General features: G+C 71.6%; 24 protein-coding genes. 7 read left to right on the top strand and 17 right to left on the bottom strand.

Annotation, left to right across the window (positions count from 1 at the left end):
* Nucleotides 1-342 precede the first annotated feature (342 nt).
* Complete coding sequence (locus K1T35_RS42230) at nt 343-1,578, top strand: amidohydrolase (RefSeq protein ID WP_220257270.1); 1,236 nt, start codon at nt 343-345, stop codon at nt 1,576-1,578.
* Between the two features lie 74 nt (nt 1,579-1,652).
* Here the strand turns inward: K1T35_RS42230 and K1T35_RS42225 are convergent, their stop codons facing one another.
* Nucleotides 1,653-3,050 carry an NAD(P)H-quinone dehydrogenase gene (locus tag K1T35_RS42225; protein WP_220257269.1) on the bottom strand — a complete coding sequence of 466 codons (1,398 nt, stop codon included), beginning with the start codon at nt 3,048-3,050 and terminating at the stop codon, nt 1,653-1,655.
* Nucleotides 3,051-3,124: 74 nt separating this feature from the next.
* On the opposite strand from K1T35_RS42225, the gene K1T35_RS42220 reads away from it, so the two are divergent.
* Nucleotides 3,125-3,574 carry a gamma-glutamylcyclotransferase gene (locus K1T35_RS42220; RefSeq protein WP_220257268.1) on the top strand — a complete coding sequence of 150 codons (450 nt, stop codon included), beginning with the start codon at nt 3,125-3,127 and terminating at the stop codon, nt 3,572-3,574.
* Between the two features lie 112 nt (nt 3,575-3,686).
* Here K1T35_RS42220 and K1T35_RS42215 read toward each other — a convergent pair whose 3' ends face one another.
* Nucleotides 3,687-4,661: a hypothetical protein gene (locus tag K1T35_RS42215; protein ID WP_220257267.1), complete on the bottom strand. Its 975-nt coding sequence runs from the start codon at nt 4,659-4,661 to the stop codon at nt 3,687-3,689.
* Between the two features lie 291 nt (nt 4,662-4,952).
* On the opposite strand from K1T35_RS42215, the gene K1T35_RS42210 reads away from it, so the two are divergent.
* Entirely contained in the window at nt 4,953-5,312 is a 360-nt protein-coding gene (locus K1T35_RS42210) for a hypothetical protein (RefSeq protein WP_220257266.1), read from the top strand.
* A 121-nt stretch (nt 5,313-5,433) separates the two neighbouring features.
* Here the strand turns inward: K1T35_RS42210 and K1T35_RS42205 are convergent, their stop codons facing one another.
* The 15 genes from K1T35_RS42205 to K1T35_RS42135 all read right to left on the bottom strand — a co-directional run bounded on the left by K1T35_RS42205 (nt 5,434) and on the right by K1T35_RS42135 (nt 21,727).
* Nucleotides 5,434-6,219, bottom strand: a complete 786-nt coding sequence (locus K1T35_RS42205) for an ESX secretion-associated protein EspG (RefSeq protein WP_220257265.1) — start codon at nt 6,217-6,219, stop codon at nt 5,434-5,436.
* A 151-nt stretch (nt 6,220-6,370) separates the two neighbouring features.
* Nucleotides 6,371-6,850, bottom strand: a complete 480-nt coding sequence (locus tag K1T35_RS42200; RefSeq protein WP_220257264.1) for a hypothetical protein — start codon at nt 6,848-6,850, stop codon at nt 6,371-6,373.
* 228 nt (nt 6,851-7,078) lie between these two features.
* Complete coding sequence (locus K1T35_RS42195) at nt 7,079-7,561, bottom strand: GNAT family N-acetyltransferase (RefSeq protein ID WP_370645241.1); 483 nt, start codon at nt 7,559-7,561, stop codon at nt 7,079-7,081.
* Nucleotides 7,562-7,630: 69 nt separating this feature from the next.
* Complete coding sequence (locus tag K1T35_RS42190) at nt 7,631-9,388, bottom strand: acetyl/propionyl/methylcrotonyl-CoA carboxylase subunit alpha (RefSeq protein WP_220257263.1); 1,758 nt, start codon at nt 9,386-9,388, stop codon at nt 7,631-7,633.
* 201 nt (nt 9,389-9,589) lie between these two features.
* Entirely contained in the window at nt 9,590-10,471 is an 882-nt protein-coding gene (locus K1T35_RS42185) for a TIGR04222 domain-containing membrane protein (protein WP_220257262.1), read from the bottom strand.
* A 103-nt stretch (nt 10,472-10,574) separates the two neighbouring features.
* The gene (locus tag K1T35_RS42180; RefSeq protein ID WP_220257261.1) at nt 10,575-11,030 is read right to left on the bottom strand and encodes a SufE family protein; all 456 of its coding nucleotides are present in this window, start codon (nt 11,028-11,030) and stop codon (nt 10,575-10,577) included.
* The gene (locus K1T35_RS42175) at nt 11,027-11,917 is read right to left on the bottom strand and encodes a sulfurtransferase (protein ID WP_220257260.1); all 891 of its coding nucleotides are present in this window, start codon (nt 11,915-11,917) and stop codon (nt 11,027-11,029) included. The genes K1T35_RS42180 and K1T35_RS42175 overlap by 4 nt, the downstream gene beginning before the upstream one ends.
* Before the next feature lie 25 nt (nt 11,918-11,942).
* Entirely contained in the window at nt 11,943-13,523 is a 1,581-nt protein-coding gene (locus tag K1T35_RS42170) for a Na+/H+ antiporter (RefSeq protein ID WP_220257259.1), read from the bottom strand.
* Between the two features lie 181 nt (nt 13,524-13,704).
* Nucleotides 13,705-14,334 carry a nucleoside triphosphate pyrophosphatase gene (locus tag K1T35_RS42165; protein WP_220257258.1) on the bottom strand — a complete coding sequence of 210 codons (630 nt, stop codon included), beginning with the start codon at nt 14,332-14,334 and terminating at the stop codon, nt 13,705-13,707.
* 43 nt (nt 14,335-14,377) lie between these two features.
* Nucleotides 14,378-14,740, bottom strand: a complete 363-nt coding sequence (locus K1T35_RS42160; RefSeq protein WP_220257257.1) for a hypothetical protein — start codon at nt 14,738-14,740, stop codon at nt 14,378-14,380.
* 306 nt (nt 14,741-15,046) lie between these two features.
* On the bottom strand, nt 15,047-16,285 hold the full coding sequence (locus K1T35_RS42155; RefSeq protein ID WP_220257256.1) for an enolase C-terminal domain-like protein: 1,239 nt from the start codon (nt 16,283-16,285) through the stop codon (nt 15,047-15,049).
* Nucleotides 16,282-17,148 (bottom strand): carbohydrate ABC transporter permease, encoded by an 867-nt coding sequence (locus tag K1T35_RS42150; protein ID WP_220257255.1) that lies wholly within the window; start codon nt 17,146-17,148, stop codon nt 16,282-16,284. The genes K1T35_RS42155 and K1T35_RS42150 overlap by 4 nt, the downstream gene beginning before the upstream one ends.
* The gene (locus K1T35_RS42145) at nt 17,145-18,089 is read right to left on the bottom strand and encodes a carbohydrate ABC transporter permease (protein WP_220257254.1); all 945 of its coding nucleotides are present in this window, start codon (nt 18,087-18,089) and stop codon (nt 17,145-17,147) included. The genes K1T35_RS42150 and K1T35_RS42145 overlap by 4 nt, the downstream gene beginning before the upstream one ends.
* Nucleotides 18,086-19,414: an extracellular solute-binding protein gene (locus K1T35_RS42140; protein ID WP_220257253.1), complete on the bottom strand. Its 1,329-nt coding sequence runs from the start codon at nt 19,412-19,414 to the stop codon at nt 18,086-18,088. The genes K1T35_RS42145 and K1T35_RS42140 overlap by 4 nt, the downstream gene beginning before the upstream one ends.
* A 606-nt stretch (nt 19,415-20,020) precedes the next feature.
* Entirely contained in the window at nt 20,021-21,727 is a 1,707-nt protein-coding gene (locus tag K1T35_RS42135; protein ID WP_220257252.1) for a hydrogenase maturation protein, read from the bottom strand.
* A gap of 542 nt (nt 21,728-22,269) precedes the next feature.
* Between K1T35_RS42135 and K1T35_RS42130 the strand changes: the two genes are divergently transcribed.
* The 4 genes from K1T35_RS42130 to K1T35_RS42115 all read left to right on the top strand — a co-directional run bounded on the left by K1T35_RS42130 (nt 22,270) and on the right by K1T35_RS42115 (nt 25,679).
* The gene (locus tag K1T35_RS42130; RefSeq protein WP_220257251.1) at nt 22,270-24,315 is read left to right on the top strand and encodes an ATP-binding protein; all 2,046 of its coding nucleotides are present in this window, start codon (nt 22,270-22,272) and stop codon (nt 24,313-24,315) included.
* Nucleotides 24,312-24,713, top strand: a complete 402-nt coding sequence (locus tag K1T35_RS42125; protein ID WP_220257250.1) for a roadblock/LC7 domain-containing protein — start codon at nt 24,312-24,314, stop codon at nt 24,711-24,713. Before K1T35_RS42130 ends, K1T35_RS42125 begins: the two co-directional genes overlap by 4 nt.
* 65 nt (nt 24,714-24,778) lie before the next feature.
* Nucleotides 24,779-25,114 carry a DUF742 domain-containing protein gene (locus K1T35_RS42120; RefSeq protein WP_220257249.1) on the top strand — a complete coding sequence of 112 codons (336 nt, stop codon included), beginning with the start codon at nt 24,779-24,781 and terminating at the stop codon, nt 25,112-25,114.
* The gene (locus tag K1T35_RS42115) at nt 25,098-25,679 is read left to right on the top strand and encodes an ATP/GTP-binding protein (protein WP_220257248.1); all 582 of its coding nucleotides are present in this window, start codon (nt 25,098-25,100) and stop codon (nt 25,677-25,679) included. Before K1T35_RS42120 ends, K1T35_RS42115 begins: the two co-directional genes overlap by 17 nt.
* Nucleotides 25,680-25,708: the final 29 nt, after the last annotated feature.

The raw sequence follows: 25,708 nt of genomic DNA, 5'->3' as shown, positions 1-25,708 counted from the left end.
GGCCGCGCGTCGCAGACCCTCCAGCGGGTACCACCGTTCATGTTCGGGTCCCTCCGACCGGCAAGTCGGGCGATCGTCGCGCGCGTAACACATGCGACGAACGGCGCGAGACCCCGTTCGTCGCGCGGCGCGGCGACCGTTCGTCAGCAGCTACGGGCCCGCCCGCCTCAGATCGGCAACACCTCGGCGCCGAAACCGCGAACAGGCCCAGTTCCGGTTGGTCTACCGCCGTCCGGGTGAGCACGATTGGGAGATGCACGTGACAGCAGCCTCGATGCGCGGTCCGCTGACGCACCGCGCCGTGGCAGGCCGACCGAGGGCCGGCCGGGCCGGTGGTGCCCGGTGACCCTTCTGGAGGCGCACTCCGACCTCGCCGTTGCCGACCTCGCCGTTCCCGATCTCGGCGCGGGTAGTGGCCCTGCCTGGCTCGACGCCTGGCTCGACGCCCACCGCGCCGACGTCGTGGGCTGGCGCCGATCGTTCCACGCGGTACCGGAGCTCGGCCGGTCCGAGCACCGCACCACCCAGATGATCCGCCAGCAACTGATGGCGGTCGGCCTCGAGCCACGCACCCTCCCCGGGGGCACCGGTCTCGTCTGTGATGTCGGGTTCGGTGAGCGTTGCGTAGCCCTGCGCGCCGACCTCGACGCGCTTCCCCTCCAGGAGAACACCGGGCTCTCGTTCGCCTCCACCGTCGACGGCGTCATGCACGCCTGCGGCCACGACGCCCATGCCGCCATGCTCCTCGGGGCCGGCCTCGCGCTGGCGTCGGCACCCGCGCTGCCCGGCCGGGTCCGGCTGATCTTCCAGCCGGCCGAGGAGGTGCAGCCGGGCGGCGCCATCGACATGGTCGCCGACGGCGCCATGGAAGGGGTCGAGCGGATCTTCGCGCTCCACTGCGACCCGCGCCTCGAGGCGGGGCGGCTCGGCACCCGGGTCGGCCCGATCACGTCCGCGTGCGATGTCCTCGAGGTTCGGCTCACGTCCCCGGGCGGCCACACATCGCGCCCGCACCTCACCGCCGACCTCGTCGAGGCCATCGGCCTGCTCATCACGCAGGTCCCGCTGCTGCTCACCCGGCAGGTCGACCCCCGCTCCGGCACCGTCCTCGTCTGGGGCGCGGTGCAGGCGGGCGAGGCGGCCAACGCGATCCCGCAGCACGGCGTGCTACGGGGCACGCTGCGCACCGCCGACCACGCCACGTGGGGTGAGCTGGAGGACACGATCCAGCGGCTGGTGGAGTCCGTGCTCTCCCCCACCGGGGTCACCTACGAGCTCGACCACATCCGCGGCGTGCCACCGGTCGTCAACGAGGCGGTCAGCTCCGGCATGCTCGCAAGCGCGGCTGTCTCCGTCGGCGGCCCGGCCGCCTCCACTGAGACCCTGCAGTCCAGCGGCGGCGAGGACTTCGCCTGGTACCTCGAGCACGTCCCGGGCGCGATGGCGCGCCTCGGCGTCTGGTCGGGCGACGGCCCGATGCGCGACATCCACCAGCCCACGTTCGACCTGGACGAGCGCGCTCTCCCCTTCGGTGTCCGCGTCCTGACCCGCGCCGCCCTCACCGCACTGACCACCTGACAGCCGCCACCCCGCCCGGACCCGGACGCGCGACTCCGGGCCCGGGCGGGGGCACGTTCGCGCCTAGTGCGCGTTCAGTCCAAGTCGCCGTGGCGCATCAGCTGCCGCCCGGCCTCGGTGATCGACCCCGACAGCGACGGGTAGACCGAGAACGTGTGGGCGAGGTCCGCCACCGTCAGCCCGTTCTGCACCGCGAGCGCGATCGGCAGGATCAGCTCGCTCGCCACGGGCGCCACCACCACACCGCCCACCACGACCCCGGTGGCCGGACGGCAGAACAGCTTCACGAACCCGCGGCGCAGGCCCTGCATCTTCGCGCGCGGGTTCGTCGACAGCGGCAGCATGATCGTGCGGGCCGGTACCTCGCCCGCATCGATCGCACGTTGGCTGATCCCGACGGTGGCGATCTCCGGCCGGGTGAACACGGCGGCCGCCACCGTCTTGAGCTTGATCGGCGCGACTCCCTCGCCGAGGGAGTGCCACATCGCGATCCGGCCCTGCATGGCGGCCACGGAGGCGAGCATGAGCAGGCCGGTGCAGTCACCGGCCGCGTACACGCCGGGCACGGAGGTGCGCGACACGCGGTCGACCGGGATGAAGCCGCCGCGGCCGGTCTCGACTCCGATCTTCTCCAGCCCGATGTCGGCGGTGTTCGGCACCGAGCCGACCGTCATGAGCGCGTGCGAACCGGTGACCGTGCGGCCGTCGGCGAGCGCGACAACGACGCCGTCGCCGTCGCGCTTGACGGAGTCGGCGCGTGCCTGGGAGAGGATCTGCACGCCCCGCTCCGTGAAGACGTCCTGCAACACCGCCGCGGCGTCGGCGTCCTCGCCCGGGAGCACCCGGTCGCGGCTGGACACCAGCGTGACGCGGGCGCCGAGCTCGACGTACGCCGACACGAACTCCGCCCCCGTGACGCCCGAGCCGACCACGATCAGGTGTTCTGGCAGCTCCTGCAGGTCGTAGAGCTGGCGCCAGGTGAGGATTCGCTCGCCGTCCGGGACCGCGTCGGGCAGGACCCGCGGGGTAGCTCCGGTGGCGATGAGCACGACGTCGGCGGGGAGTTCCTCGTGGCCTCCGTCCGGGGTGCGCGCCTCGACGAGGTGCGGTGCGTGGGGAGAGGGCTCGTCGGTGAAGGCGGCCGTGCCCTTGATGATCCGCACGCCCTCCCGTTCGACCCGGGCCCTGACGTCCGCCGACTGGGCGAGCGCCAGCCCCTTCACCCGGGAGTGCACGGTGGGCAGGTCCACGCCGATCGCATCGGTCGTGACCCCGAGATCCGGGGCACGGTGCATGTCGACGCGGACGCCCGCCGATGAAATGAAGGTCTTCGACGGCACACAGTCGTCGAGCACGCAGGCGCCACCCATGCCGTCACGCTCGACGACTGTGACGTCACTGCCGTGCTGGGCTGCCACAAGGGCGGCCTCATAGCCCGCCGGTCCGCCACCCATGATCACGATTCGCGTCACCGGAGCAGGCCCTCCTTTGTCCGATTCCGTTCCCCGAGCACCGTACGCGGGACGCGTCGCTCTACTCTGTGGCGGTGCCGCTGTACGCCGCCTACGGGTCGAACATGGATCCTGCCCAGATGAAGGAGCGTGCCCCGCACTCGCCGATGGCGGGTTCCGGGTGGCTCATGGGGTGGCGGTTGACGTTCGGCGGCGAGGACTTCGGCTGGGAGGGCGCGCTCTCCACCGTCGTCGAGGACCCGGACTCGCAGGTGTTCGTCGTGCTCTACGACGTCTCCGACCTCGACACCGCGCAGCTCGACCGCTGGGAGGGCGGCGAGCTCGGCCTGCACAAGAAGCTGCGGCTACGGGTGCACACCCTCGAAGGCGACGTCCTCGCGTGGGTCTACGTGCTCGACGCCTACGAGGGCGGCCTCCCCAGCGCCCGCTACCTCGGGGTCATCGCGGACGCCGCCGAACAGGCGGGTGCCCCCGACGACTACGTGGCGGCACTGCGCAGCCGCCCCAGCCGCAAGTCCCTCTGACCCAACCCCCGCGAGTCGCGCTCTGGGTGCACGCGAGTCGCGGTCTCGATGTACGCGAGTCGCGCTCTGGGTGCAGGAGTTGTGGGATGACGCAGGTTCGCGCGCTCCAGGCTCAACGAGAAGCCCGGACACGGCGCTCCCGCGGTTCCCGGTGCCGCCGTCCCTCGAGGGAGCGCGGAGTGCGCCGGCTCACGTCGACTCCGCGCTGCTGGAACGCCTGTTCGAGGGCCGTTTCGAATCGCCCGGGACGCGCAAGGTCCTCGGCCTCTACGACGATGACTATCCAGCCCCTGCGGCGCAGATCGTCGATGCGCGCCGCGTCCTCGGCCTCGCGCCCCTTGTGCACGGCATAGCCGTTGTACTCGACCGCGATCCGCAGCTCCGGCCACGCGTAGTCCAGCCGACGGATCTCACGGCCGTCCGGCCCGCGCAATGACCAGTTGACCTCGGGCGTGGGGAAGCCACAGTCGACGATCCGCCATAGGAACCAGCTCTCGGCCGGCGACTCGGCTCGGCCCGTCGCCACGCCGAGGATTCGCGCTCCTCGGCGCGTACCTCGTGGGTCCCGGCGCCGCTCCAGCCTTCGCGCGATGACCGCTCGAAACGCCTCTCTGCGATCCGGATCAGTCATCGCCAGCGCCTCGTCGACCACCGCAAGGGCATCGGAGGGCCGCGCCCGGCAGAGCATGTCCGTGAGCACGCGTTCAAGGCTCAGCACGGCCAACTCGTTTTGGGTCTCCCGATCCGTGTCGAGGAACCGGCCGTTGTGCACGTCCAAGCCGGGACGAGAACGTAGCCAGTGGCCGTAGGGCACGACGAGATGAACCGGCAGCGGCTCCACACTGCGGCAGCCGTGCACATAGGCCGCGGTTGGCCCGCCGAGCACCGCGTCGGGGCCGGCGAGCGCGAGTGCTGCGGAAGCGCGCGTGAGGGGGTCGGTGAGCCGGTCCGCGTCGACGAGGACGCCTGACCACGGGGCCTGCCAGCGTCCGGACTCCTGCATCCGGCGCACCTCCTGGGCACCGAATCGGATGATGGCGTCCTGCCGCGACATCGCGCCGTGCAGGCCGAGGGGCGAGGTATCCACGTGGATCACGATCGCGGCCGCTGCCGACCCGTGGACAGACCATGTCGGTGGCTGTGGATAACGAGACGTCGATGTGGATAACTCGGCTTCGTCCGGGCCCCGACTCGCGCGCATCCAGACCGCGACTCGCGTGCACGGAGACCGCGACTCGCGCGCATGGAGACCGCGACTCGCGCGCATGGAGACCGCGACTCGCGTGCATCTAGACCGCGACTCGCGGGGTTGTGGGTCGGGGGTGGGTCCGGGGGATCCCGGATGTTGCCGGGTACCGCGGCGCGGACGATCGGCGGCATGACCACCTTGCCTGCCACGTCCCGCGTGCCCGTCGGGGCCGCGCTGCTCGCCGGGGTCGGCGCGCAGCTCGTGGACGACGTCACCTACTTCGTGCTGCCGCCGACCGCGCTGGTGGCTCCGCTCAGCGGGCTGCTCGCCCTGGTCCTCACCGCGGCGGCCGCCCGGTTCGTCACCCGTGATCGCACCGGCCCCGGTGTGGCACGTACCGGTCTCGCCGTCGGTGCCGTGTCGGCGGGGGTCGGGCTGCTCGTGTCCGGACTCGGATTCCTCGCGATCGTGCTGGCCGGGCTGACCGTGCTCGCCGGGGTGGCAGGGGCCGTCGCCGGCCGCGGGGTGACCTCCGGCCTCCGCAAGTAGGCGCTCACCGCTCGGCCTCGCTGCGCTCGGCCGGCTTCGCCGGGCGCTCTATCGATTGGCGCGCTCGCAAGCTCGCGCGCTGGGCGCAGGCGCTGTGACGTCGATTCGCTCGCAAGCTCGCTCAGCGGGCCGCGGCCGCCACCGCCGTGGCGAGCAGCTCGGAGATCCGGTGCCGCAGCTGCCGGTCGTCGGCCGGGGCGATCGTCGCCCACTCCACGCCGTCCTCGCCGGTGCTGCGGGTGAGCAGGTAGCGGCCGCGCGGCCCGTCCAGCACACCCAGCACGCCGCCGGCCCGACGCAGGACGCCCCACCGGTCTGCAGCGAGCGCCACGACCTGGGCTCGCTGTCGGGTGCCTGCGACCATCGTCGCGAGCAGCGCCGCCTCGGCCGATGGCACACCGGCCCCGATCAGCGCCGGCCGCATCTTGGCCGCCGGGGCCGCCGCGAGGACCGCGCTGGGCACCGTGCACGCGCGCCCCGGACCGCGATCGGCCGGCGGGAAGGCACCGAGCAGCGCGGACGGGAGCGAGCCGCATGCCGTGACGACCACGCTGTCGGCCTCGCGCAGCGCGAGCGCGCCCGCGCCGTGCCGGCCTGCGCCGAGCACCCGCACCTCACGGCCCCACCATGCACGTAGCTCCAGCTGTTCCTCCGGCCGGGCGAGCAGGTGCATGAGCCGCGCCAGCTCCGGGTCGGGCCCGTCGGAGCCGGCGAGCTCCCGCTGACGGAGGCCCTGCCACGCCGCGGTCTGGATCGCCCTCCGCTCGCTGTGGGTGCGACCGGGGGACGCGAGCTGCAGGACGACGGGCGTGGGCGCCAGCCCGAGCCACTCCCACAGCACATCGAACTCTGCGGTGCTGAGGACGTGCCGGCGGGTGTCGAGAGCAGGGGAGAGGGTTTCGGTCACGAGCGGGACGCTAGGTCGCTCGCCCGACCGGGAGGGCGGATCGCGCGGAAACGTGTGCGAGTGCGAACGGTCGTGTCGGAGCGAGCAGATGGGTGCCGGATACGCCGACGGCCGGTGCGCGGGCCCACGCACCGGCCGGTGGCGTGCTCCGTCAGCTCGTCCGGGCCAGCGCCGCGTCGGCGGTGCGACACCCGGTGAGCGGGCAGAGGGTCGTGCAGGCGAGGCGGCGGTGGAGCTCCGCATCGCCCCGGGTGCTGGCGAAGGGCCAGTCCCCGGTGAACCGCTGCAAGTACCAGTAGAGGAACAGGTAGTCCGGATCAGCGGTGTCGGTGACGAACACCGGACGTCCCGGCAGCCGGTTGACCCAGCTGGCGTAGGCGTTCATCGCAGGGGCAGGGGGTCGGCTGGCCCGCCGGGTGGAGAGCCAGTCCTCCGACCGACGTCTCCAGGACTGGAGGGCGAGCGGGTGGAGGGTGGCTCCGGGCAGCTCTCGGACGTTGGTGGTGAACACGGAGGTCGGTCGCCCGCCGCTGCGTGGGTATGCAGCGGAGACGAGGGTGAGCAGGGAGTGGGGGCCGGGTATCGGCCCGTCGGTATGGATATGACTGGTGATGAATGTGTCGGGGGGCATGACGGATCCTGGTCGCCGATGTGGACGTGCGTGGCGTGTTCACGGCGCGGCCTGAGCCAGCGTGGTGAACGGATCCGCGGCGCGGCGTTCCGCGTGGCGGGATCACCGGGCCCCGTGGTCGGTTGTCACACGGGTAGTCACTGCTTTCCGCTATGCACTTGTTCAGCACGGTGCGGTTGCTGTGGAATCACCTGGCCCGCTGACGTTAAGTCGCGGTGTAGTCGATCGTCAACAGTCCGTCGCCAGTCGGCCTGCAATGTGGACGTCCATCCGGCGCCCGTCCACCGCCCAGGCCTCGCGCTGGCGCCCCTCGATCCGGAAGCCGCACTTCTCCGCCACGCGCCCGGAGGCGGTGTTGCCGTCCGCCCAGGCGTAGGTCACCCGGTGCAGCCCGAGCCCGCCGTACGCGAACCGCAGCACGGCGGAGACCGCTGTGGTGGTCATGCCGCGCCCGCGTGCCGCCGGGAGCGCCCAGCACGCCACCTCGGCGGTGCCGTGGCAGAGGTCGAGCTCGTTGAGCTCCACCTCGCCGAGCATCTCGCCGGTGGTCGCCTCGCACACGGCCCAGGAATACCGCTCGTCACGCTGCCACTCGGCGGCTCGCCGCCGGATGTAGGCCTCCGCGTCCGCGGGGTCGGCCGGCGGACGGTGTCGCCACCGCGCGATCTCCGGGTCGAGGCTGGACGCGACCACCGCCTGCCGGTCGTCCACGCGGTCGTCGCAGCGGAGGGCGCGCAGGTACCAGAGTCCTGCGTTGATCTCTACGGGGTCCAGTGCCTTCTAATCCTTGATCTCGCAGATGATGGTGCCCTGCGACACCGAGCTGCCCTGCACGGCGGACATGCCCGTGATCGTGCCGTCCTTGTGCGCCGTGACCGGGTTCTCCATCTTCATCGCCTCGAGGACGACGACGAGGTCGCCCGCCGAGACCGTGTCGCCGTCTGACACCGCGACCTTGATGATCGTGCCCTGCATGGGCGCGGTGACCGCGTCCCCAGACACCGCGGAGCCGCCCTTGCCGCCACCGCGCTTGCGCGGCGGAGCCTTCGCGGCCGCGGGGGCGGAGCCGCCGATGGCCAGGTCGCCGGGCAGCGACACCTCGAGGCGCCGCCCACCCACCTCGACCACGACCGTCTGGCGCGGAACCTCCTCGGCGTCCGCGCCCTCGCCGCCGATGAACGGCTCGACCGTGTTGTCCCACTCGGTCTCGATCCATCGCGTGTGCACGCTGAAGTCTTCGGCGAAAGCCGGGTCGTCGACCACGAGCCGGTGGAACGGCAGCACCGTGGCCATGCCTTCGACCTGGAACTCGGCGAGCGCCCTGCGGGAGCGCTGCAGCGCTTGGGCGCGGTCGGACCCGGTGACGATCAGCTTGGCGAGCAGCGAGTCGAACTGCCCGCCGATGACGGAGCCGGCCTCGACACCGGCGTCGACCCGCACGCCAGGCCCGGACGGCAGCGCGAGCGCGGTGACGGTGCCAGGGGCCGGCAGGAAGTTGCGGCCGGCGTCCTCGCCGTTGATCCGGAACTCGATCGAGTGCCCGCGCGGCTCCGGGTCCTCGAGCAGGTTGAGCACCTCGCCCTCGGCGATGCGGAACTGCTCGCGCACCAGGTCGAGCCCCGAGGTCTCCTCCGACACCGGGTGTTCCACCTGCAGCCGCGTGTTGACCTCGAGGAACGAGATGAGTCCGTCCTGCCCGACCAGGAACTCGACGGTGCCAGCGCCGTGGTAGCCGGCCTCCTTGCAGATGGCCTTTGCGGACTCGTGGATCGTGGCGCGCTGCTCGTCGGTGAGGAACGGGGCGGGCGCCTCCTCCACGAGCTTCTGGAACCGCCGCTGCAGCGAGCAGTCGCGGGTGCCCACGACGATGACGTTGCCGTGGGTGTCGGCCAGCACCTGCGCCTCGACGTGGCGCGGCTTGTCGAGGTAGCGCTCCACGAAGCACTCGCCGCGCCCGAACGCGGCGACGGCCTCGCGGACCGCGGACTCGTAGAGCTCGCGGATCTCCTTGCGCTCCCGCGCGACCTTCATCCCGCGCCCGCCGCCGCCGAACGCGGCCTTGATCGCGATCGGGAGCCCGTGCTCGTCGGCGAACGCCTCAACCTCCTCCGGGCCGGACACCGGGTCCGGGGTGCCGGGGACGAGCGGCGCGCCCGCGCGCGTGGCGATGTGACGGGCGGTGACCTTGTCGCCGAGGTCGCGGATGGCCTGCGGGGTGGGCCCGATCCACGTGATGCCGGCGTCGATCACGGCATGGGCGAACTCGGCGTTCTCGGAGAGGAAGCCGTAGCCGGGGTGGATACCGTCGGCGCCCGCCTTGCGGGCCGCCCCGATCACCTTGTCGAAGTCGAGGTAGGACTCGGCCGCCGTGGTGCCGCCCAGCGCGAACGCCTCGTCGGCCAGCCGCACGAAAGGGGCGTCGCGGTCGGGGTCCGCGAACACCGCGACGCTCGCGATCCCGGCGTCGCGACAGGCCCTGACGACACGAACGGCGATCTCCCCGCGGTTGGCGACGAGGACCTTGCTCAAGCGCGGCACGGTCGGCCTCCTGGAATGGCGTGCCCGGGGGCCAGTGCCCCGGCGCAGTGGTTACCCGGGAGTTTAGGGACCGATGCCCGATCAGCGGGCCGTGGTGTGACCCACATGCGCCCGCCCCCGCAGCTCCGCCACCCCTCGAGACGGCGCTGCGGGGGCGAGGCGACCTAGATCACCCCGACCGGTTCCCCCGACGGTGGCGGCTCACCCCCTGTTGCCGCCACCGCCACCTCCGCCGTCACCCCCTCCGCTGACGGCGAGACCTGAGATCCCGGTTTCCCGCGCGGCCGCCATCCGAGGCGCGATCTCCCGGGCGAAACCGGGCGCGGAGGCGGTGAGCGCCTCCGTGCCGAAGAGTCCGATTCCCAGCGCGGCACCGGCCGGGCCGTGCGACTGCCAGTCCGGTTCCCGCTCCGGCGCGAGTGCACGGTGCCGGTCGCGCAGTGCGGCAAGTGCGCGGTTGCCGCGCCGGCTGCGCCGCGGGGTCAAGGCGATCTGCAGCGCGGCCGTGGCCGTGACGAGCAGGAGCGCGGTGACGAGGAGGCCGACCGGGCGTGCTTCGGCGACGTCGGCGAGCACGCGCAGGAGCCCGAGCGCGGCGACCCCGAGCAGCCAGTACCCGACCCGGCGGATCCGCCTGCGGCGGTCGTCGGACAGCAGGAACCCGGCGGCCACCAGCCGTTGCTCGATCGCGACGAGGGCGGGCTGTACGGAGCGGTGGAACTTGAGCCGCCTGTGCCCAACGGGCGAGCCCGCGGCGGCGTGGATCGCCTTCTCGAGGTCGTCGGAGCCGGGGTCGAGGCGACCGACCGCCCGCACGGTGCCGTCGCCTGCGGTGAGCGTGCCGCGCAGGTGCATCGCGCACAGCGCCGACCAGATCGCCAGCTCGCTGCCGCTCGCCAGGTACGCCACGTCGTGCGGGTGGGTGGTGATGTCGTCGATGGGCCTCGTGGCACCCGGCTCGGCCAGTGCTCTTCGCGTGCACACGCCGACAGCCCCGACCGTTACCGCGATCAGCAGGTAAGCGGGCAGGAAGGTCGAACCGGCGATGCCCCAGGTGTCAGCGGTAGCTGTTGCGAGGGCCATCGAACACCTCCTGAGCCGTCTTCATGAGACGGCTCACAGTGTTGCGGCCCACACCCGTCCTGCGGAACGTTCTTCACAAGGACTTGAGGTTGCGGGGCAGCGTTCAGGTTGCGGTGGCGACCCTCACCTGGTTCTTGATCCTGGCGAGCATCGCGGCCATGCCGCGCAACCGAAGTGGGCTCACGGCCTCGGCGAGCCCGAGCGCGGTGTAGAAGTCGTCGGGAACGGCGAGCACGTCAGCCGCGGCCTCACCGTCGAGACCGGTCCGCATGATCGACGCGAACCCGCGGGTGGTGGGCGCCTCTGGCGGGGCCGAGAAGAACAGGTGCACGCGCCGCTCGGGGTCGGAGCCGACCTCGACCGCGAGGAACAGCGGTGACTGGCACTCGTGCACCTGCTCCATCGTGTCGGCGGCGTCGGCATAGCGCTCCGGCAGCTCCGGCAGCTCCTGGGAGAGCTCGAGCAGCAGTTGCAGCCGGTCCTTCGGCCCGACGCTCGCGAAGTCGTCGACGAGTTCGGCCAGCTGCGAGGGCAGCGCTCGAGTCGATGCCTCGGTCATGCGGACCCGCGCTCCGAGCCTTGCGCGATCGGCACGCGAACCGAGTTGCCCCACTCGGTCCAGCTGCCGTCGTAGTTGCGGACCTTCGGGAACCCGAGCAGGTGCGTGAGCACGAACCACGTGTGGCTGGACCGCTCGCCGATACGGCAGTACGCGACGACGTCGTCGTCCGGGGACAGACCCTGTTCCTGCTGGTAGATGGCCTCCAGCTCGGCACGCGGCTTGAACGTGGCGTCCTCGGCCGCCGCGCGGGCCCACGGCACGCTCGCGGCACCGGGGATGTGGCCGCCGCGCACGGCGCCCTCCTGCGGGTAGTCGGGCATGTGCAGCAGCTCGCCGGAGTACTCGCCGGGCGACCGCACGTCGACGAGGGGCTTGCCGAGGTGGGCGAGCACCTGCTCCTTGAACGCCCGGATCTTCGTGTCGTCGCGCTCCAAGACCGGGTAGTCCACCGGGGTCGGCTTTGGCTGCTCGGTGGTCATCTCGCGGCCCTCGGCCACCCACTTGGCGCGGCCACCGTCGAGGATCCGCACGTCCGGGTGCCCGAACAGGGAGAACACCCAGAGCGCGTAGGTGGCCCACCAGTTGTTGCGGTCGCCGTAGAACACGACCGCGGTGTCGCGGGTGATGCCGCGTTCGGCGCAGATCTGCGCGAAGCGCACGCCGTCGACGTAGTCGCGGGTGACGGGGTCGTTCAGCTCCGTGTGCCAGTCGACCTTGACCGCGCCAGGGATGTGCCCGGTGTCGTAGAGGAGCACGTCCTCGTCGGACTCCACGACGACGAGCCCGTCGGCACCCAGGTTCTGCGCGAGCCATTCGGTGGTGACCAGGCGCTCGGGGTGCGCGTACTCGGTCAGCTTCTGGTCGGGGTCGTTCGGCAGTCCCATACCTGCAGAGGTTAGTCCTCTCGTGTCAGTCGAGCAGGACCGTACGCAGGTCGAGCCGGTGCAGGACGCGGTCGGCCGCCTCGGGGTCGACACCCGGTTCGCGGCGGGCCGCGAGCACCTCCTCGCGAGCCGCGGCCAGCGCGTCGGCCTGTACCTCCAGCGCGAGCCGTCGGCCGCGGCGCAGCGCCTCGAACCGGTCCCGCTCCTCGGTGGTCGACGGGTCGCCGCGCAGCAGCGCCTCGAGCCTGCTCATTCGTTCGTGCAGCGCGTTGACGGCCTCCTCCGGCAGCTCCTTTGAGCGTTCGCGCTGCGTCACCCGGGTGAGTGCGGCACGACGGGCGCGCACGGTCAGCTCCCTCTCAGCGGCGTGCTCCGCGTCCGCGTCGGCCTGCACGCCGAGCAGCCTGACCAGCAGTGGCAGCGTGAGACCCGGCCCGATGAGCGTCACGACGAGTACCGAGCAGGCGATCACGACCAGTTCCGCGCGCGCCGGGAACGCCCCGTCGACCGTCGTCGTCGGGAGGGCCAGCGCGAGGGCGAGCGTCGCGAGGCCGCGCATGCCGCACCAGCCGAGCACGACGGCCTCGCGGCCGGTGCGGGGTGCCCTCGACGCATCGGCGGAGCGGCGCACCATGAGCCACGCCGCCACCATCCACGCCGCCCGCACCCCGATCACCACGGCGCAGACGGCGGCGGCGTGCGCGAGCATCCGCGGCAGCTCCGCCCCCGCGGCCTCGACCACCTGGCGCAGGTCGAGGCCGATCAGGCCGAACGCGACACCCGTGACGAGCAGTTCGACGACGTCCCAGAACGAGCGTTGGACGATCCGGTCTGCGGCCTCGTCGACGGCGCTGGTCGACCGCAGCTGGAGCGCGACCACCACGACGGCGACCACGCCGGACGCGTGCAGTTCCTCGGCGGCGAGGTACACCGCGAACGGCAGGACGAGGGTCAGCGCGCTGCGGCCGGTCGGGTCGGCAACCCGGTCGATGACCAAGCGGGCGATGCGGGCGAACACGATGCCCAGCGCGACGGCCGCGAGCGCTCCGAACACGAACCGCAGCACCAGCCCGGACACCGACAGCTCGCCGCCCTGCACGGTGGCGAGCACGGCGGTCTGGAACACGACGAGCGCCGTGGCGTCGTTGAAGAGGCCCTCGCTCTGCAGCACGGACAGCAGCCGGCGCGGCATCCGGACCGGCCCGGCGACGGCCTCGACGGCCACCGGGTCCGGCGGCGCGACCATCGCCCCCAGCGCCACGGCCGCCGTGAGGGTGATGCCGGGCACGAGCGCGAGCGCGGTGCCTGCGACCGCGGTGATCGTCACGGCGACCAGCGCGACGGCCAGCAGCGCGATGCTGCGCCATCGGGCCCTGAAGAGCGCCCACGACGTGCGCTGGGCCGTCGCGAAGAGCAGAGGTGGGAGGAACAAGGGGAGGATCAGGTCGGGATCGAGGTCGAACGCGTCGGGAAGCCCCGGCACGGCGGCGACCAGCACCCCGAGCAGCACCATCAGCGCAGGCCAAGGCAACCGCGTCCGATCGCCCACCCCGACCAGGAGCACGGCCGCGAGCATCAGCCCGACGACGAGCAGTAGAACCTCCACGGGCGTCAGCGTGCCTGGTCATCGGCACGAGCCCGCCCCCACCCCGGCCACGACATCCGTGCACTCACAAGGCGACTCGCCTGCACTCACACCGCGACTCGCGCACACTCAGACCGCGACTCGCGGGGGCCGAAGGCTCCCCGTCCGCGAGTCGCGCTCTGGGTGTGCGCGAGTCGGGGCCTCAGCCCGTTGTCGGGCTCCACAGGTCGGTGACGCGGAGGCCGACGGCCGCCAGCAGGCGCCGCACCAGCGGGAGGCTGATCCCGATCACGTTGGACGGGTCGCCGTCGATGCCCTCGACGAACCAGCCACCCAGCCCGTCGAGTGTGAACGCGCCCGCGACGACGAGCGGTTCTCCCGTTGCGAGGTAGGCCTCCAGCTCGGCGTCGGTCGGCTCGGCGAAGCGGACCGTCGTGACCGCGTGGCCTTCCGCCACCTGGTCGATCTCGCCGTCGGCGAGGCGGAGCACGGCGTGGCCGGTGACGAGCTCGCCGGTGCCGCCCGCCATCGCCTTCCAGCGGCGGCGGGCGGTGTCCGGGTCGCCCGGCTTGCCGACCAGCTCGCCGCCGAGGTGCAGCATCGAGTCGCAGCCGATCAGGACGGCGTCCGGATGGGCCGCGGCGATGCGCCGGGCGACGGTGGTGGCCTTCGCGGCGGCGAGGTGGGTCACCTTCTCGGCGGGCGACGCCTGTGGCATCGCGGCGAGCAGTGCCTCCTCATCGACGTCGGCGATCTCGACCAGCGGCTCGATGCCCGCGGCTTGCAGCACGGCCCGACGGGCAGGGGAGGCGGAAGCCAGCACGACACGCACGGGCGGTCAGCCTACGAGACCGCCTGTCCGGTGGCCGCGGCGCTCAGTCGCCTCCGCCGCCACCGCCCCCGCCCCCGCCGGAGTCGCTGCTCCCGCCCCCGCCGTAGTCGCTGCTCCCGCCCCCGCCGGAGTCGTAGCTCGGCGAGCTGTCGTCACCCGATGCGTAGACGCTCCACCAGCTGGCGATGCTGCCATCCGACCGGGTGGACCGCGTCGTCGCCGCCTGCCACCTCGTTCGAACGCGGTCCGCCACGCGTCGGCGGCGGCGCCGGAGGCGGACCGCCAGCCGTGGCCGTATGGCCCCTGGCCGGGGCACGACCGTGCGCCGAGGGCGGGTCGCCATGACGAGCCCGACGATCACGACCAGCGCGAACGCGATGATGAGGGCGCCTGCTCCGAGCTCCACGACTTTACCCCTCGTCCGCGGCGCTCAGCCGCACCCGCCGCCGCCCCCGCAGTCGCTCCCCCCGCCGCCGGAGTACGTGGCCCAAGAGCTGCCGCCCCCGTCGGACGATCCCCTCCCCCGCTTGCCCGCGCGAGGAGTGGCGGTTGCGGCCATCGCGACGGTCACCACCATGACCAGCGCGAACAGAACCAGGACTGAGACTCCTACGACCTCCATGAGTACCCCCCATGTCGTACGTTCCGTCATCGGAAGTGTGGGGGCCGCCACACGCGGGGGGCCAGCTTCTTGAGCAGGTCTTGAGGTCGGTCAGTAGCGCGGGAGTGCGTCGGTGAACCCCGGGTCCCAGCGCCGCATGTACCCGCCGTCGTCGCGCACGGTGCGCCCGGCGGCGCGGTGGCGCTCGTGCAGCTCCTCGACCCGGCTCTCGTCGATCTCGACGCCGAGCCCCGGCCCCGTCGGGACCGCGACGGCGCCGTCGACGATCTCGATCGTCCCCGGCACGACGACGTCGTCGGCCCGGTTCCAGGGGTAGTGCGTGTCGCAGGCGTAGTCGAGGTTCGGGATGGCGGCCGCGACGTGCGTCATCGCGGCGAGCGACACCCCGAGGTGCGAGTTCGAGTGCATCGAGACGCCGATGCCCATCGCTTCGCAGATGGCGGCGAGGTCCTTGGTGCGGCGCAGGCCGCCCCAGTAGTGGTGGTCGCTCAGGATGATCTGCACCGCGTCGGTGCGCACCGCGGGCAGGAGGTGCGCGGTCTCGACGACGCACATGTTGGTCGCGAGGGGGAGGCCGGTGTCGGCGTGCACGCGGCTCATCCCGTCGATGCCGAGCACCGGGTCCTCGAGGTACTCGAGCACGCCGTCGAGCCGCCGGGCCACGTCGAGAGCGGTCTCGTGGCTCCATGCGCCGTTGGGGTCGATCCGCAGCGGGAGCCCCGGGAACTCCTCGGCGAGCGCGAGCAGCGCCTCGACCTCGCGGTCCGGGTGCAGCGCGCCGGCCTTGAGCTTGATCGAGCCGAAGCCGTAATGGTCGATGAACGTGCGGGCCTGTGCGACGATCCCGGCGGCGTCCAGCGCCTCGCCCCACTCGTCGGGCTCCGCGCCGAGGTGGCCCGCCCACTTGAAGAACAGGTAGGCGCTGTAGTCGACGCGATCCCGCAGTGCCCCGCCGAGCAGCTCGCTCACCGGCTTGCCCAGTAGGCGGCCCTGCGCGTCGAGCGCGGCGACCTCGATCGGGGCGAAGCTGATCAGGCGGGCCTGCGGGCCGAACTCCGGCCGCAGGCGCCGCAGCACGGCGTCGACGGAGGCCTCGATGCGCGACGTCGCGAAGACGTCGAGACCGAGCACGGCGTCGCGCACGGCCGGCACGACATCGGCGGGAAGGGCGTCCCCGCGTCCCTCTCCCCATGCGATGACGTCGCCGACGCGCAACCGCACCAGGGTGCGCAGCGCGAGCGGCTCGTGCACGCCCGCCGCGTTGAGCAGCGGTGGGTCGGAGAAGGCGAGCGGGACGACCTCGAGTTCGGTGATGCGGGTGTCATTCATCCCTTGATCGCCCCCGCCGAGATGCCACGCATGAACGACCGCTGGAAGGCGAGGAACGCGATGATCGAGGGCAGCATCGCGAGCGCCGCGGCGACGAGCACGATCCCCATCCCGACCTCGGGGTCGGCGCGGAGGCTGCTCAGCGCCAGCGGGAGCGTGTAGGTCTTGGCATCGGACGCGACCAGCAGCGGGAGCAGGTACTGGTCCCAGATCATCGTGAACCCGAAGACGCCGATCACGCCGAGCGCCGGGGTGACCGTGGGCAGCACCACGGACCAGAAGATGCGGAACTCGCCCGCGCCGTCGATGCGCGCCGCCTCCTCCAGCTCACGGGGCACCTCCTTCATGAACTCCGTCATCACGATGATCGCGAAGCCCCACGCGACGATCGGCACGATCATGCCGGCGAGCGTGTCGGTGAGGTTCAGGTGCAGCACCGGAAGGTCCGAGAGCACGACCGCGAGCGGGATGGCGAGGATCTCCTCCGGCAGCATCATCGTGGCGAGGATGAGCAGCAGCACGATCCCAGCCCCGCGGAACTTCTTCCGGGCGAGCGCGTACGCCGCCAGGACCGACACCGCCATCTGGAGCAGGAGCCCGATTCCGACGACGGTGAGCGAGTTGCCGAGGTAGAGCAGCACGCCGCGGTCGAGGGCCGCGGTCCAGTTCTCCAGGGTCGGTCCGGACGGGAGCAGGGACAGGCGCGAGGGGTCGCGCGCGTCCGAGAACGCCCCGACGATGATGGCGAGGAGGGGCCCGGCGAAGACGAGGACCACGAGGGCGCAGACGATCAGGTTGATCCCCTTGACCCACCAGCGGTTCGACGCCCCGAGGCCGAGCGCGGTGTCCAGGTTCGTGTTCATACCGCCCTGCTCCTGACCGCGGCGCGCACGAGCAGGGTCAGCGCGATCGTCGCGGCGAGCAGCACGACCGAGCCCGCCGCCGCGACGCCGAGCTGGATGCGCTCGAATCCGAGCTGGTAGATGAGGGTCATGAGCACCTCCGTGGAGCCGTTCGGCCCGCCGTTGGTGAGGAGGAAGACCTCGGTGAAGATGCGCATCCCCCGGATCGCGGCGAGCGTCAGCAGGATGGCGATCGCGGGACGCAGCGCCGGCAGGGTGACGTGCCGGATCCGACGTACCCAGCCGGCGCCGTCGATCGACGCCGCTTCGTAGAGCGACCGGTCCACGCCGACGAGCCCGGCGATGAGGATGATCATGTCGTAGGGGGCGTCGCGCCAGATCCCCACGATCATCACCGACAGCAGGGAGGTGTCGGGTGAGTTGATCCACTGCGACGGCCCGAGGAAGAGGACGCCGACGACGCTGTTGGCGAGCCCGTCGGGGGTGGGGTGGTAGATGATCCGCCAGAGCTCGGCGATCACGGCCACCGGGACCACGACCGGGAGGAACGCGGCCGACCGCACGAACCACAGCCGGCGCGCCTGCCCCTCGAGCAGGAGCGCCAGTGCGAAGCCGACCACCATCGCCCCGATGGTCTGCCCGATCGCCAGCACGGCGGTGTGCCAGACGGCCGTCCCGAACTCGCCGTCGGCGAACAGGGCGCGGTAGTTGTCGAGGCCGACCCACTCGTTCCCGAGGTAGGGCTGCACGTCCAGGAAGCTCATCACGACGGCCTGGCCCATCGGGATGAACTTGAAGTACGTGAAGAGCAGGAGCGCGGGCGCCAGGAAGAGCCACGGCACCCACGCGCGACCGCTGCGGCGCTGCTGCCACAGCGCACGCGGGCGGGGGCGGGACGCCGCGAGCGGACGGGCGGTGATGTCGGTCTGCGCGACGGTCATGGCGCCTGCACCCCCTGGCGCTCCAGTTCTGCGGTGAAGGTCTGGTCGAGCCGCTGCATCTCGGTGCGCACGTCCAGGTCGCAGTCGCTGATGAGCGCGTTGAGGGTCACGGCCGACGCGTTGAGGAAGGGGTTCCAGTTGGGGACGGCCGGCACGTAGCGGCCGTTGTCGTCGAAGAGCTTCTGGAACTGGGTCCAGTTCGGATTCGTGCGGGTGGTGGACATGTCGACCTTGGTGTTGACGGGGAGCCGCACGATGTTGCCGTCCCGATCGCCCGCCATGCCGATCTCCTGCCCCTCGACCGAGATGACGTACTCGGCGAAGCGCTGCTGTGCGGTGCCGTTGGGCGACCCCGCCATCAGGTAGACGTTGTTGCCCTCGGCCAGGGTGATCAGGCCGGCGGGTCCTGGTGGCGGCGGGATGATCTCGAGCGCGTCGCCGAGAGACTTGCTCAGGGCCGGCATCTCGTAGGGCCCCACGAGGAACGAGCCGGCACCACCGGTCTGGAACGTCTCCTTGGCGTTCGACGTGTCCTGGCTGCTCGCACCGGGCTGCAACACGCCCTGCCGGCACGAGAGGTCGCGGATCCACGTCGCTGCCGCGATCGATCCCTCAGACGCCACCGCCGATCGGTAGCCCGCCGGGGTCTGCTCGAAGTACTCGCCTCCGCCGGACCAGAAGAACGTCGACGTGTTCCACGACATGTAGCCGCGTTGGGTGGTGCCCGGAACCGCGAGGCCTGCGACCTTCTCGCCGGTGCCGGTCGGATCGCCGTCGACGTAGCCCTTCCACATCGCCACGAGCGAGTCCCAATCGGTCGGCTGCGCGAGACCGAGGTGCTCGCGCCAGTCCTTCCGGTTGAACAGCGCCACGGTGTGCGCCGTCATCGGCACCCCGTAGAAGTCGCCGTCGTAGGCCCGCGCGCCGTCCCATGCCCGCTGGTTGACGTCCGTGGAGCCCGCGATCCGGGCGGGGTCGACCCTGCGGAGGAAGCCCTGGCTCCGCATGTTGCCCAGCTGGGCGGTGTCGTTGATGACGATGTCGGGCAGATTGCGCTGGACCGCGCGCTGCTGGAGCTTCACCTCGAAGTCCTGCGAGATCGAGGTCATGGTCGCGGGGATGCCGGTCGCCTCGGTGAACCTGGCCACCAGTTCCTGGCCGATGCGGTCGGAGGGACTGCCGGGTGCCTTGCGCTGCCAGATCTCGAGGGTCTGCTCACTCTCGGGGGCTTGCGCGACCTCGGCGGCGGCCGTCATGCCCGAGCAGGCAGACAGCACGAGGACCCCGACGACACCGGCGGCAACCGCCATGGTGCGTCGTTTCATGATCTCCGTCGTTCGTGGGTTGGATGGTTCCGGACGCGCGGCGCGGGGCGAGCCTAGGAAGAAGATCCATGCCTGTCTAAATCCGATTCAGCATGGATCGATGCTGTGAGGGCATCGTGAGGTCGAGCCGGCTAGCACTACAGCTCGAGTTTGTGATCTTGCTGGTCGAGGCGGGGGAACGTGGACTGCCACCGCGATGATCATCAGTTGTGTGTTTCGGCGCTGGTGCCGGGTCCCGTTCGGTGGTGGCCGCGCCCATGATCCGCAGTATCGGTTGCTCATGGCTGCGGCGACAGCCATGAGCACCCGCTACTCGCGATCTTCCCGTGCATGATCCGGAGTTACGGGTGCTCATGGTCGTGCGAGCAGCCATGGACAACCTTTAGTTCGGATCATGCCCGCCCCGGCGGTGCGGCCGGGGTGCGTCAGGCGCGTTCGTGTCGATCCATCGGGTCGGTCTGGTCGGGCAGCTGCCGGTGGGCGCGCCGTTCCCGGCCCGGGCCGCCCGGCACCCGACCGAAGCCCCCGGGGGGAACGCACCCGCGCCCGACCGGTGATCAGCGGTTCGGCGCGAAACCCGACGCCCCGGGTCGTGCCGTGTCCCAGTTAGAAGCCCACGCTCTGCGTGAGCACGGCGGCCTCGTGCCGCGGCGCACGCTGCTTCGTGACGAAGGCGCGGCGGGCGGCCGCGAAGCCGTGGCGGTCGTCGAAGATGTCGTGGCTCATCTCGGCCAGCTCGCGGATGCGGTAGGTCTCCAGCGGCCGGTGCCGCTCGTCGGCCTCCCGGGCCGCCGCCTTCGCGGCGAGGCGCTGGGAAAGGTCGCCGGAGGTGGCCAGCCGGAGCGCGTGCTCCAGCACGGCGGCGTCGAACGCGTCGGGCGCGCCGGGAAGCACGGCGTCGGCGAGCCCGACGGACGCCGCTTCGCCTGCGCCGATCGGCAGGCACTCCCCGGTGAGCCGCTGCGCCTCGGAGGCTCCGACGCGGCGGGGGAGCGTGTAGGTCCAGTACTCCGACCCGGACAGGCCCATCGTCCGGTAGTGCGGGTTGAGCACGACGCCGGCTCGCACGAGCACTCGGTCGGCCCCCAGGCCGAGCATCACGCCGCCTGCGCCCGCGTTGCCGCCCACCGCGGCGATCACGAGCTGGTGCGTGCACGTGATGATCTCGCGGCAGACGTCGTTGATCGCGTTGATGTTCCGCCACGCCTCCGCTGCCGCGTCCGGCCGGGCCTCGATGACGTTCAGGTGGATCCCGTTGGAGAAGAACTGCCCGCCACGTAGGACCAGCACCGACGTGTCCTGGGCAGCGGCGGCTCTCAGTGCCGCAGCGAGGCGGTGGCACCGTGCCGTGGACATCGCCCCGTTGTAGAAGTCGAAGGTGACCACACCGACCGGGCCGTTGCGGTGGTAGGTGATCTCCCGGTAGCCGGCGCCCGGCGCGCCCGAGCCAGGACGATGCAGCGGTTCGAGCGACTCCGGCACGCCGACGAGCCGGTCCCGGAGCACCGTGGTGGCCGGCAGCTTGATCCGGGGTCCGTCCCCGACCCGGCGGAGGTGGCCGATCCACAGCGCGCCGTCGCCCGTACGCACGAGTACAGCCCCGTGGCGGCGCAGCGCGATCGTGCCCGGCTCGCCGGGCGTCGCGGGCCCTCGATGCGCGTCGAACACCGACACGGGGATACCCGCGAGCTCGGTGCGCACTCCGGGCGAGCCGTCGGCCGCGCGGATGCGCCGCAGCACGTGCTCGGTGGGGTCGGACCACGAGAACGCCCGGTCCGACTGACGCATCGTGGGTCGGAGACGGCCGCGGACGCCGGGGCGGGAGTAGTCGAGCGGCCGTGCCACGTACGTCGGGTCGTTCGTCTTCGCCACGACCTCCCTCGCGAGCGCGGCGGCGGCCTCTGTCACCGGGCCCGTGTACAGGGCGCTCTTGCGCGGTGGCTCGGCGGGGAGCGCGAACGTGCGCGTGCCCCAGATCGGGCCTGCGTCCATCTCGCCGATCGCACCGAGCGCGGTGACGCCCCACTCCGGCTCCGCGTCGCTGATCGCCCAGTCCAGCGACGACGGCCCGCGATCACCCTCGGGTCCCGGGTGGATGACGACGGTCGGCCGGGACGCCCAGACGTCGTCCGGGATGCGCTCCTTCAGGAACGGGCAGATGATCACGTCCGGGTCGACGGCCGCGACAGCTCCCCTCATCGCGCCATCGGACTCCGCCGTACGGCGGACGACCTCGTGCCCATCCGCCCGAAGATCGGTCCACACCCGCTGGGTGAGGCCGTTGAACGACGAGCACAGCAGGAGGATTCTCACGCCGATCTCCGTGGTCGGGATTTCCGTGCGCGGCGCGATGACGTTTTGCCGAGAAGTGACAAAACGTACGTATATGCGCCCGTGATGCGTCGGCCCTGACGCTCCGCACCCTCCCGCGGGTTGATCGTTGAAGGGAGCGAGGAAGGGTGCGTGATCGCACTGTAACCGGCCGGTGGCGGCATGGCGTCGCGCCGAATGGCGGCTCTCCTGCCGCCGTTCGGCCTAGTACCGTTGCTCCGAACAGCATGAGTACGTCCTGTTCACTGCAGCGCGCCCAGCGGTGCCTCACCCGCGCTCAAGTACGATTCCTCGTTACGCACAGCAGTCACATGCCTGCTAGCCGTAATTGTGCCTGGTCGTTAACCCCCCATTCTCCGAGCCTCGACTGAGCCGAACGGACGAATGGAAAAGTCGAGCGGTCCAGCGGTTACGCCATTTCGCGCATCGCCGCAGTGACCATTGCCGAGCGCCACCGCTCGCCTTGTACTGTCCCGCCCCCAGGACCACCGAATGGCGTTGGCGACCGGACGGAGCAGAACTCCATGCAGACCAGTACGCCGATCGGCCCTCCCGCGGGGGGAACCGACGGAACGGGCCGGGCGGTGAGTCGCCTGCTGGCCTACCTGCCGCGCGGCAACATGCTCGACGACAAGTCATGGCGGCGGCGCCACCGCCTGCTGCAGTGGGTCCTGCTGATCCACGTGCCCGCCATGGCCGTGCTCGGCCTGGTACTGGGCAACTCACCTCTGATCGTCGGGTACACGCTGATCGGGCCCGTGGTCTTCCTGCTGCTCGGCTACGTGCTGCGCACGCGCAGGCTCGCGTCGTTCGCCGTGACGGGGGGCCTCGTCTTCTGCTCGATCGGCCTCGTGGTGCTCACGTTCGGCAGCATCGAGGCGCACTTCCACTTCTTCATCATCATCGGCTTCATCGCGCTCTACCAGGACTGGGTGCCGTTCCTGTGGAACGTCGCGTTCACCGTGCTCAGCCACGGTCTCGGCACCCTCTGGATCAGCAACCTGATCTTCAACCACCCGGCGGCGCAGGCCCACCCGTGGCTGTGGTCGATCATCCACGGCATCGCGGTGCTCTTCGCGTGCGTCGGCATGGTGATCTTCTGGCGGATCACGGAGGAGGAGCAGACGGAGAAGGAGGCGCTCGGCCGCAGGCTGATCACCGCCGACGCGGAGATCGGACGCCGCCGCTTCACCTCGGAGATGCTGGTCAACCTCGCGCGGCGCAACCAGAGCATGCTCTACCGCCAGCTGGACATCATCAACCAGCTCGAGGAGAAGGAGCGCGACCCCGACGCCCTCTCCCAGCTGTTCACGCTCGACCACCTCGCCACCCGGGTGCGGCGCAACGCCGAGAGCCTGCTGGTGCTCGCGGGCGAGCAGCCGCCGCGCACCTGGTCCGCCCCCGTCCCGCTGCGCGACGTCGTGCGCGCCGCCATCGCCGAGACCGAGGACCTCGACCGCGTCGTGTTCGCGATCGACGACCGGATCGCGGTGTCCGGCAGTGCGGTCGCCGACCTGACTCACCTGCTGGCCGAGCTCACCGAGAACGCGGTGCGCTTCTCTCCGCCGGACACCGCCGTGACGATCAGGGCCCGGCCCGACCGGCGCGACGAGGGCGGCTACCTGCTGACGATCGAGGACTGGGGGGTCGGCATGCCTGCCGGCGACCTCATCGCCGCCAACGAGCTCCTCGCGAGCCCACGGGAGGTCGACCTCGCGGTCGCCCAGCGGCTGGGCTTCCACGTGGTCGCCCGGCTCGCCGCCCGCCACGCGATCTCGGTCTCGCTCGGCAACACGCCTGGTTCCGGTGTCACGGCCGTCGTCGCACTCCCCGCGGCGCTCTTCGCGGCCGCGCCTGCCGACCTCGCGTTCCCACAGGCGGTGGGCGTAACGGAGGCACGGCCGTACATCACGGGCCGGGTGAACCGGCGTGAGCCGCGGGTCGAGCACCCGATCGAGAGCACCGGCTGGGTCGAGCCGGTCTCCACGGCGGGCACCGTGCGGAGCACGAACGGGTCGGCCCGGCCCCGATGGGCCGCCGTGCCCACGGAGACGTTGGGTTCCAGCCGGCACGGGCTCGACGGTGCCCCCGAAGGTGGCTGGCGAGGGTGGTGGAACCCGGAGTCGGTGGGGTCGTCGCTGACGCGGCACAGCGACCGTCAGCCGGTCGACAACCCCCCGGATGACGGCGTGGCCGACATCGGCACGCAGGTGCCGCAGTGGCAACCGTCGCCCACCCCGAGGTCACGGCAGGCGTTGCCCGCGGTCCCGCCGGCCACGTCCGACGCCGTGCCGGAGCAGGACGACCCCGAGGAGTCCGCCGAGCCGGACATCCCGTCGCCGCGGCGCAACGGTGAGGCGGTCACGGGGAACGGGAAGCCCGAGCTGCGGCGCCGGGTGCCGCAGGCGCATCTCGCCCCGGAGCTGCGGCAGCCGGTGCCCGAGGAATCCGGCGTCGAGCCACAGATCGACGGAGCGGCAGCGAGCGCGCTGTCGCGGTACCAGGCAAGCAGGCAGGCGGCGCAGGCCGTCGTCGAGGACTCGGGAACGGCAGGAGGGATGCGTCAGTGAGCATCCGATCAGGGCAGCTGGACTGGTTGCTCGGGGAGTTCGCGCGCGACGTGCCGGGGGTCGTGCACGGCGTCGTGGTCTCCGGTGACGGTCTGCGGCTGGCCACGTCGCCCGACGTCACCGTGGCGCTGGGCGACCAGCTGGCCGCCGCAGCGTCGGGGCTCGTCAGCCTGGCCCGCGGAACGTCGCACCTGCTCGACGCAGGCCCCGTGACCCAGACCATCCTCGAGATGGCCGGTGGCTACCTGTTCGTCTCGTCGCTGAGCCAGGGGGCCACTCTGGCGGTGTTCACCCACCGGCAGTGCGACATCGGCATGGTCGGCTACGAGATGACCCTGCTCGCGGCGCGCGTCGGCCACGCACTGACCCCCGCTCCGCGGGCGAGCGCGGGACGGTAGCCGTGTCGCTCCCGGACGCCGTAGGCCGCCACTCGTCCGGCACAGAGGAGGTACAGGGTGGTCGGGTGGTGCCGGTGTACGCCCTCACCGGGGGGCGTACCCGCTCCTCGACGGGTGCGGAGCTGCCGGTCGAGACGTTGGTGACCGTGACCCCCACCGGCCATCGAGCCGACGAGCTGCACCTGGAGTACCGCGCGACCGTCGAGCTCGCGGCGCGGCCGATCTCGGTCGTCGAGATCGGTGCGGCGCTGCAGGTTCCGGTCGGCGTGGCCAGGGTGCTGGTCAGCGACCTGGTCGACGCCGGGTACCTGGCCGTGCACCTTCCGCCCTCGACCGACGGCGGTCCGGCCCCCGAGATCTTGGAACGGTTGTTGGAGGGACTTCGTGCACGCTCACACTGATCCCGACGAGCTGATCCCGCTGAAGGTGTTGATCGCGGGCGGGTTCGGCGTGGGCAAGACGACGCTCGTGAGCTCGCTCTCTGAGATCCCGCCGCTGCTCACCGAGCAGGCCATGACCACGGCATCGATCGGGGTCGACGAGGCCGACATGGTGCCCAACAAGACCACCACGACGGTGGCGATGGACTTCGGGCGCATCACCGTCGACCAGTCCCTGATCCTGTACCTGTTCGGGACGCCGGGACAGAGCCGGTTCTGGTTCATGTGGGACGAGCTCGCCCGCGGCTCCGTCGGTGCCGTCGTGCTGGTGGACCTGCGCCGGATCGACGACTGTTTCCCCGCGATCGACTTCTTCGAGAACCGGAGGCTGCCGTTCGTGGTGGGCGTCAACCGGTTCCCCGGCGCCGACGACTACGACCCCGACACCGTGCGCGACGCGCTCGCGTTGCCCTCCGACTGCCCGCTCGTGTGGATGGACGCGCGGGACCCGCACTCGAGCCGGGACGCACTGGTGACGCTGGTCGAGCACGCGCTCGCCCGCACGGCGGTGGTGCGAGCGGGCTGACCCCGCCCCGCACAGCAGACCGGCCCGAC

It is taken from the genome of Pseudonocardia sp. DSM 110487 (genome assembly GCF_019468565.1).
Taxonomy (GTDB): Bacteria; Actinomycetota; Actinomycetes; order Mycobacteriales; family Pseudonocardiaceae; genus Pseudonocardia.
The sequence above is the reverse complement of the archived record's forward strand: the minus strand, read 5'-3'. Positions and strand labels throughout refer to the sequence as shown.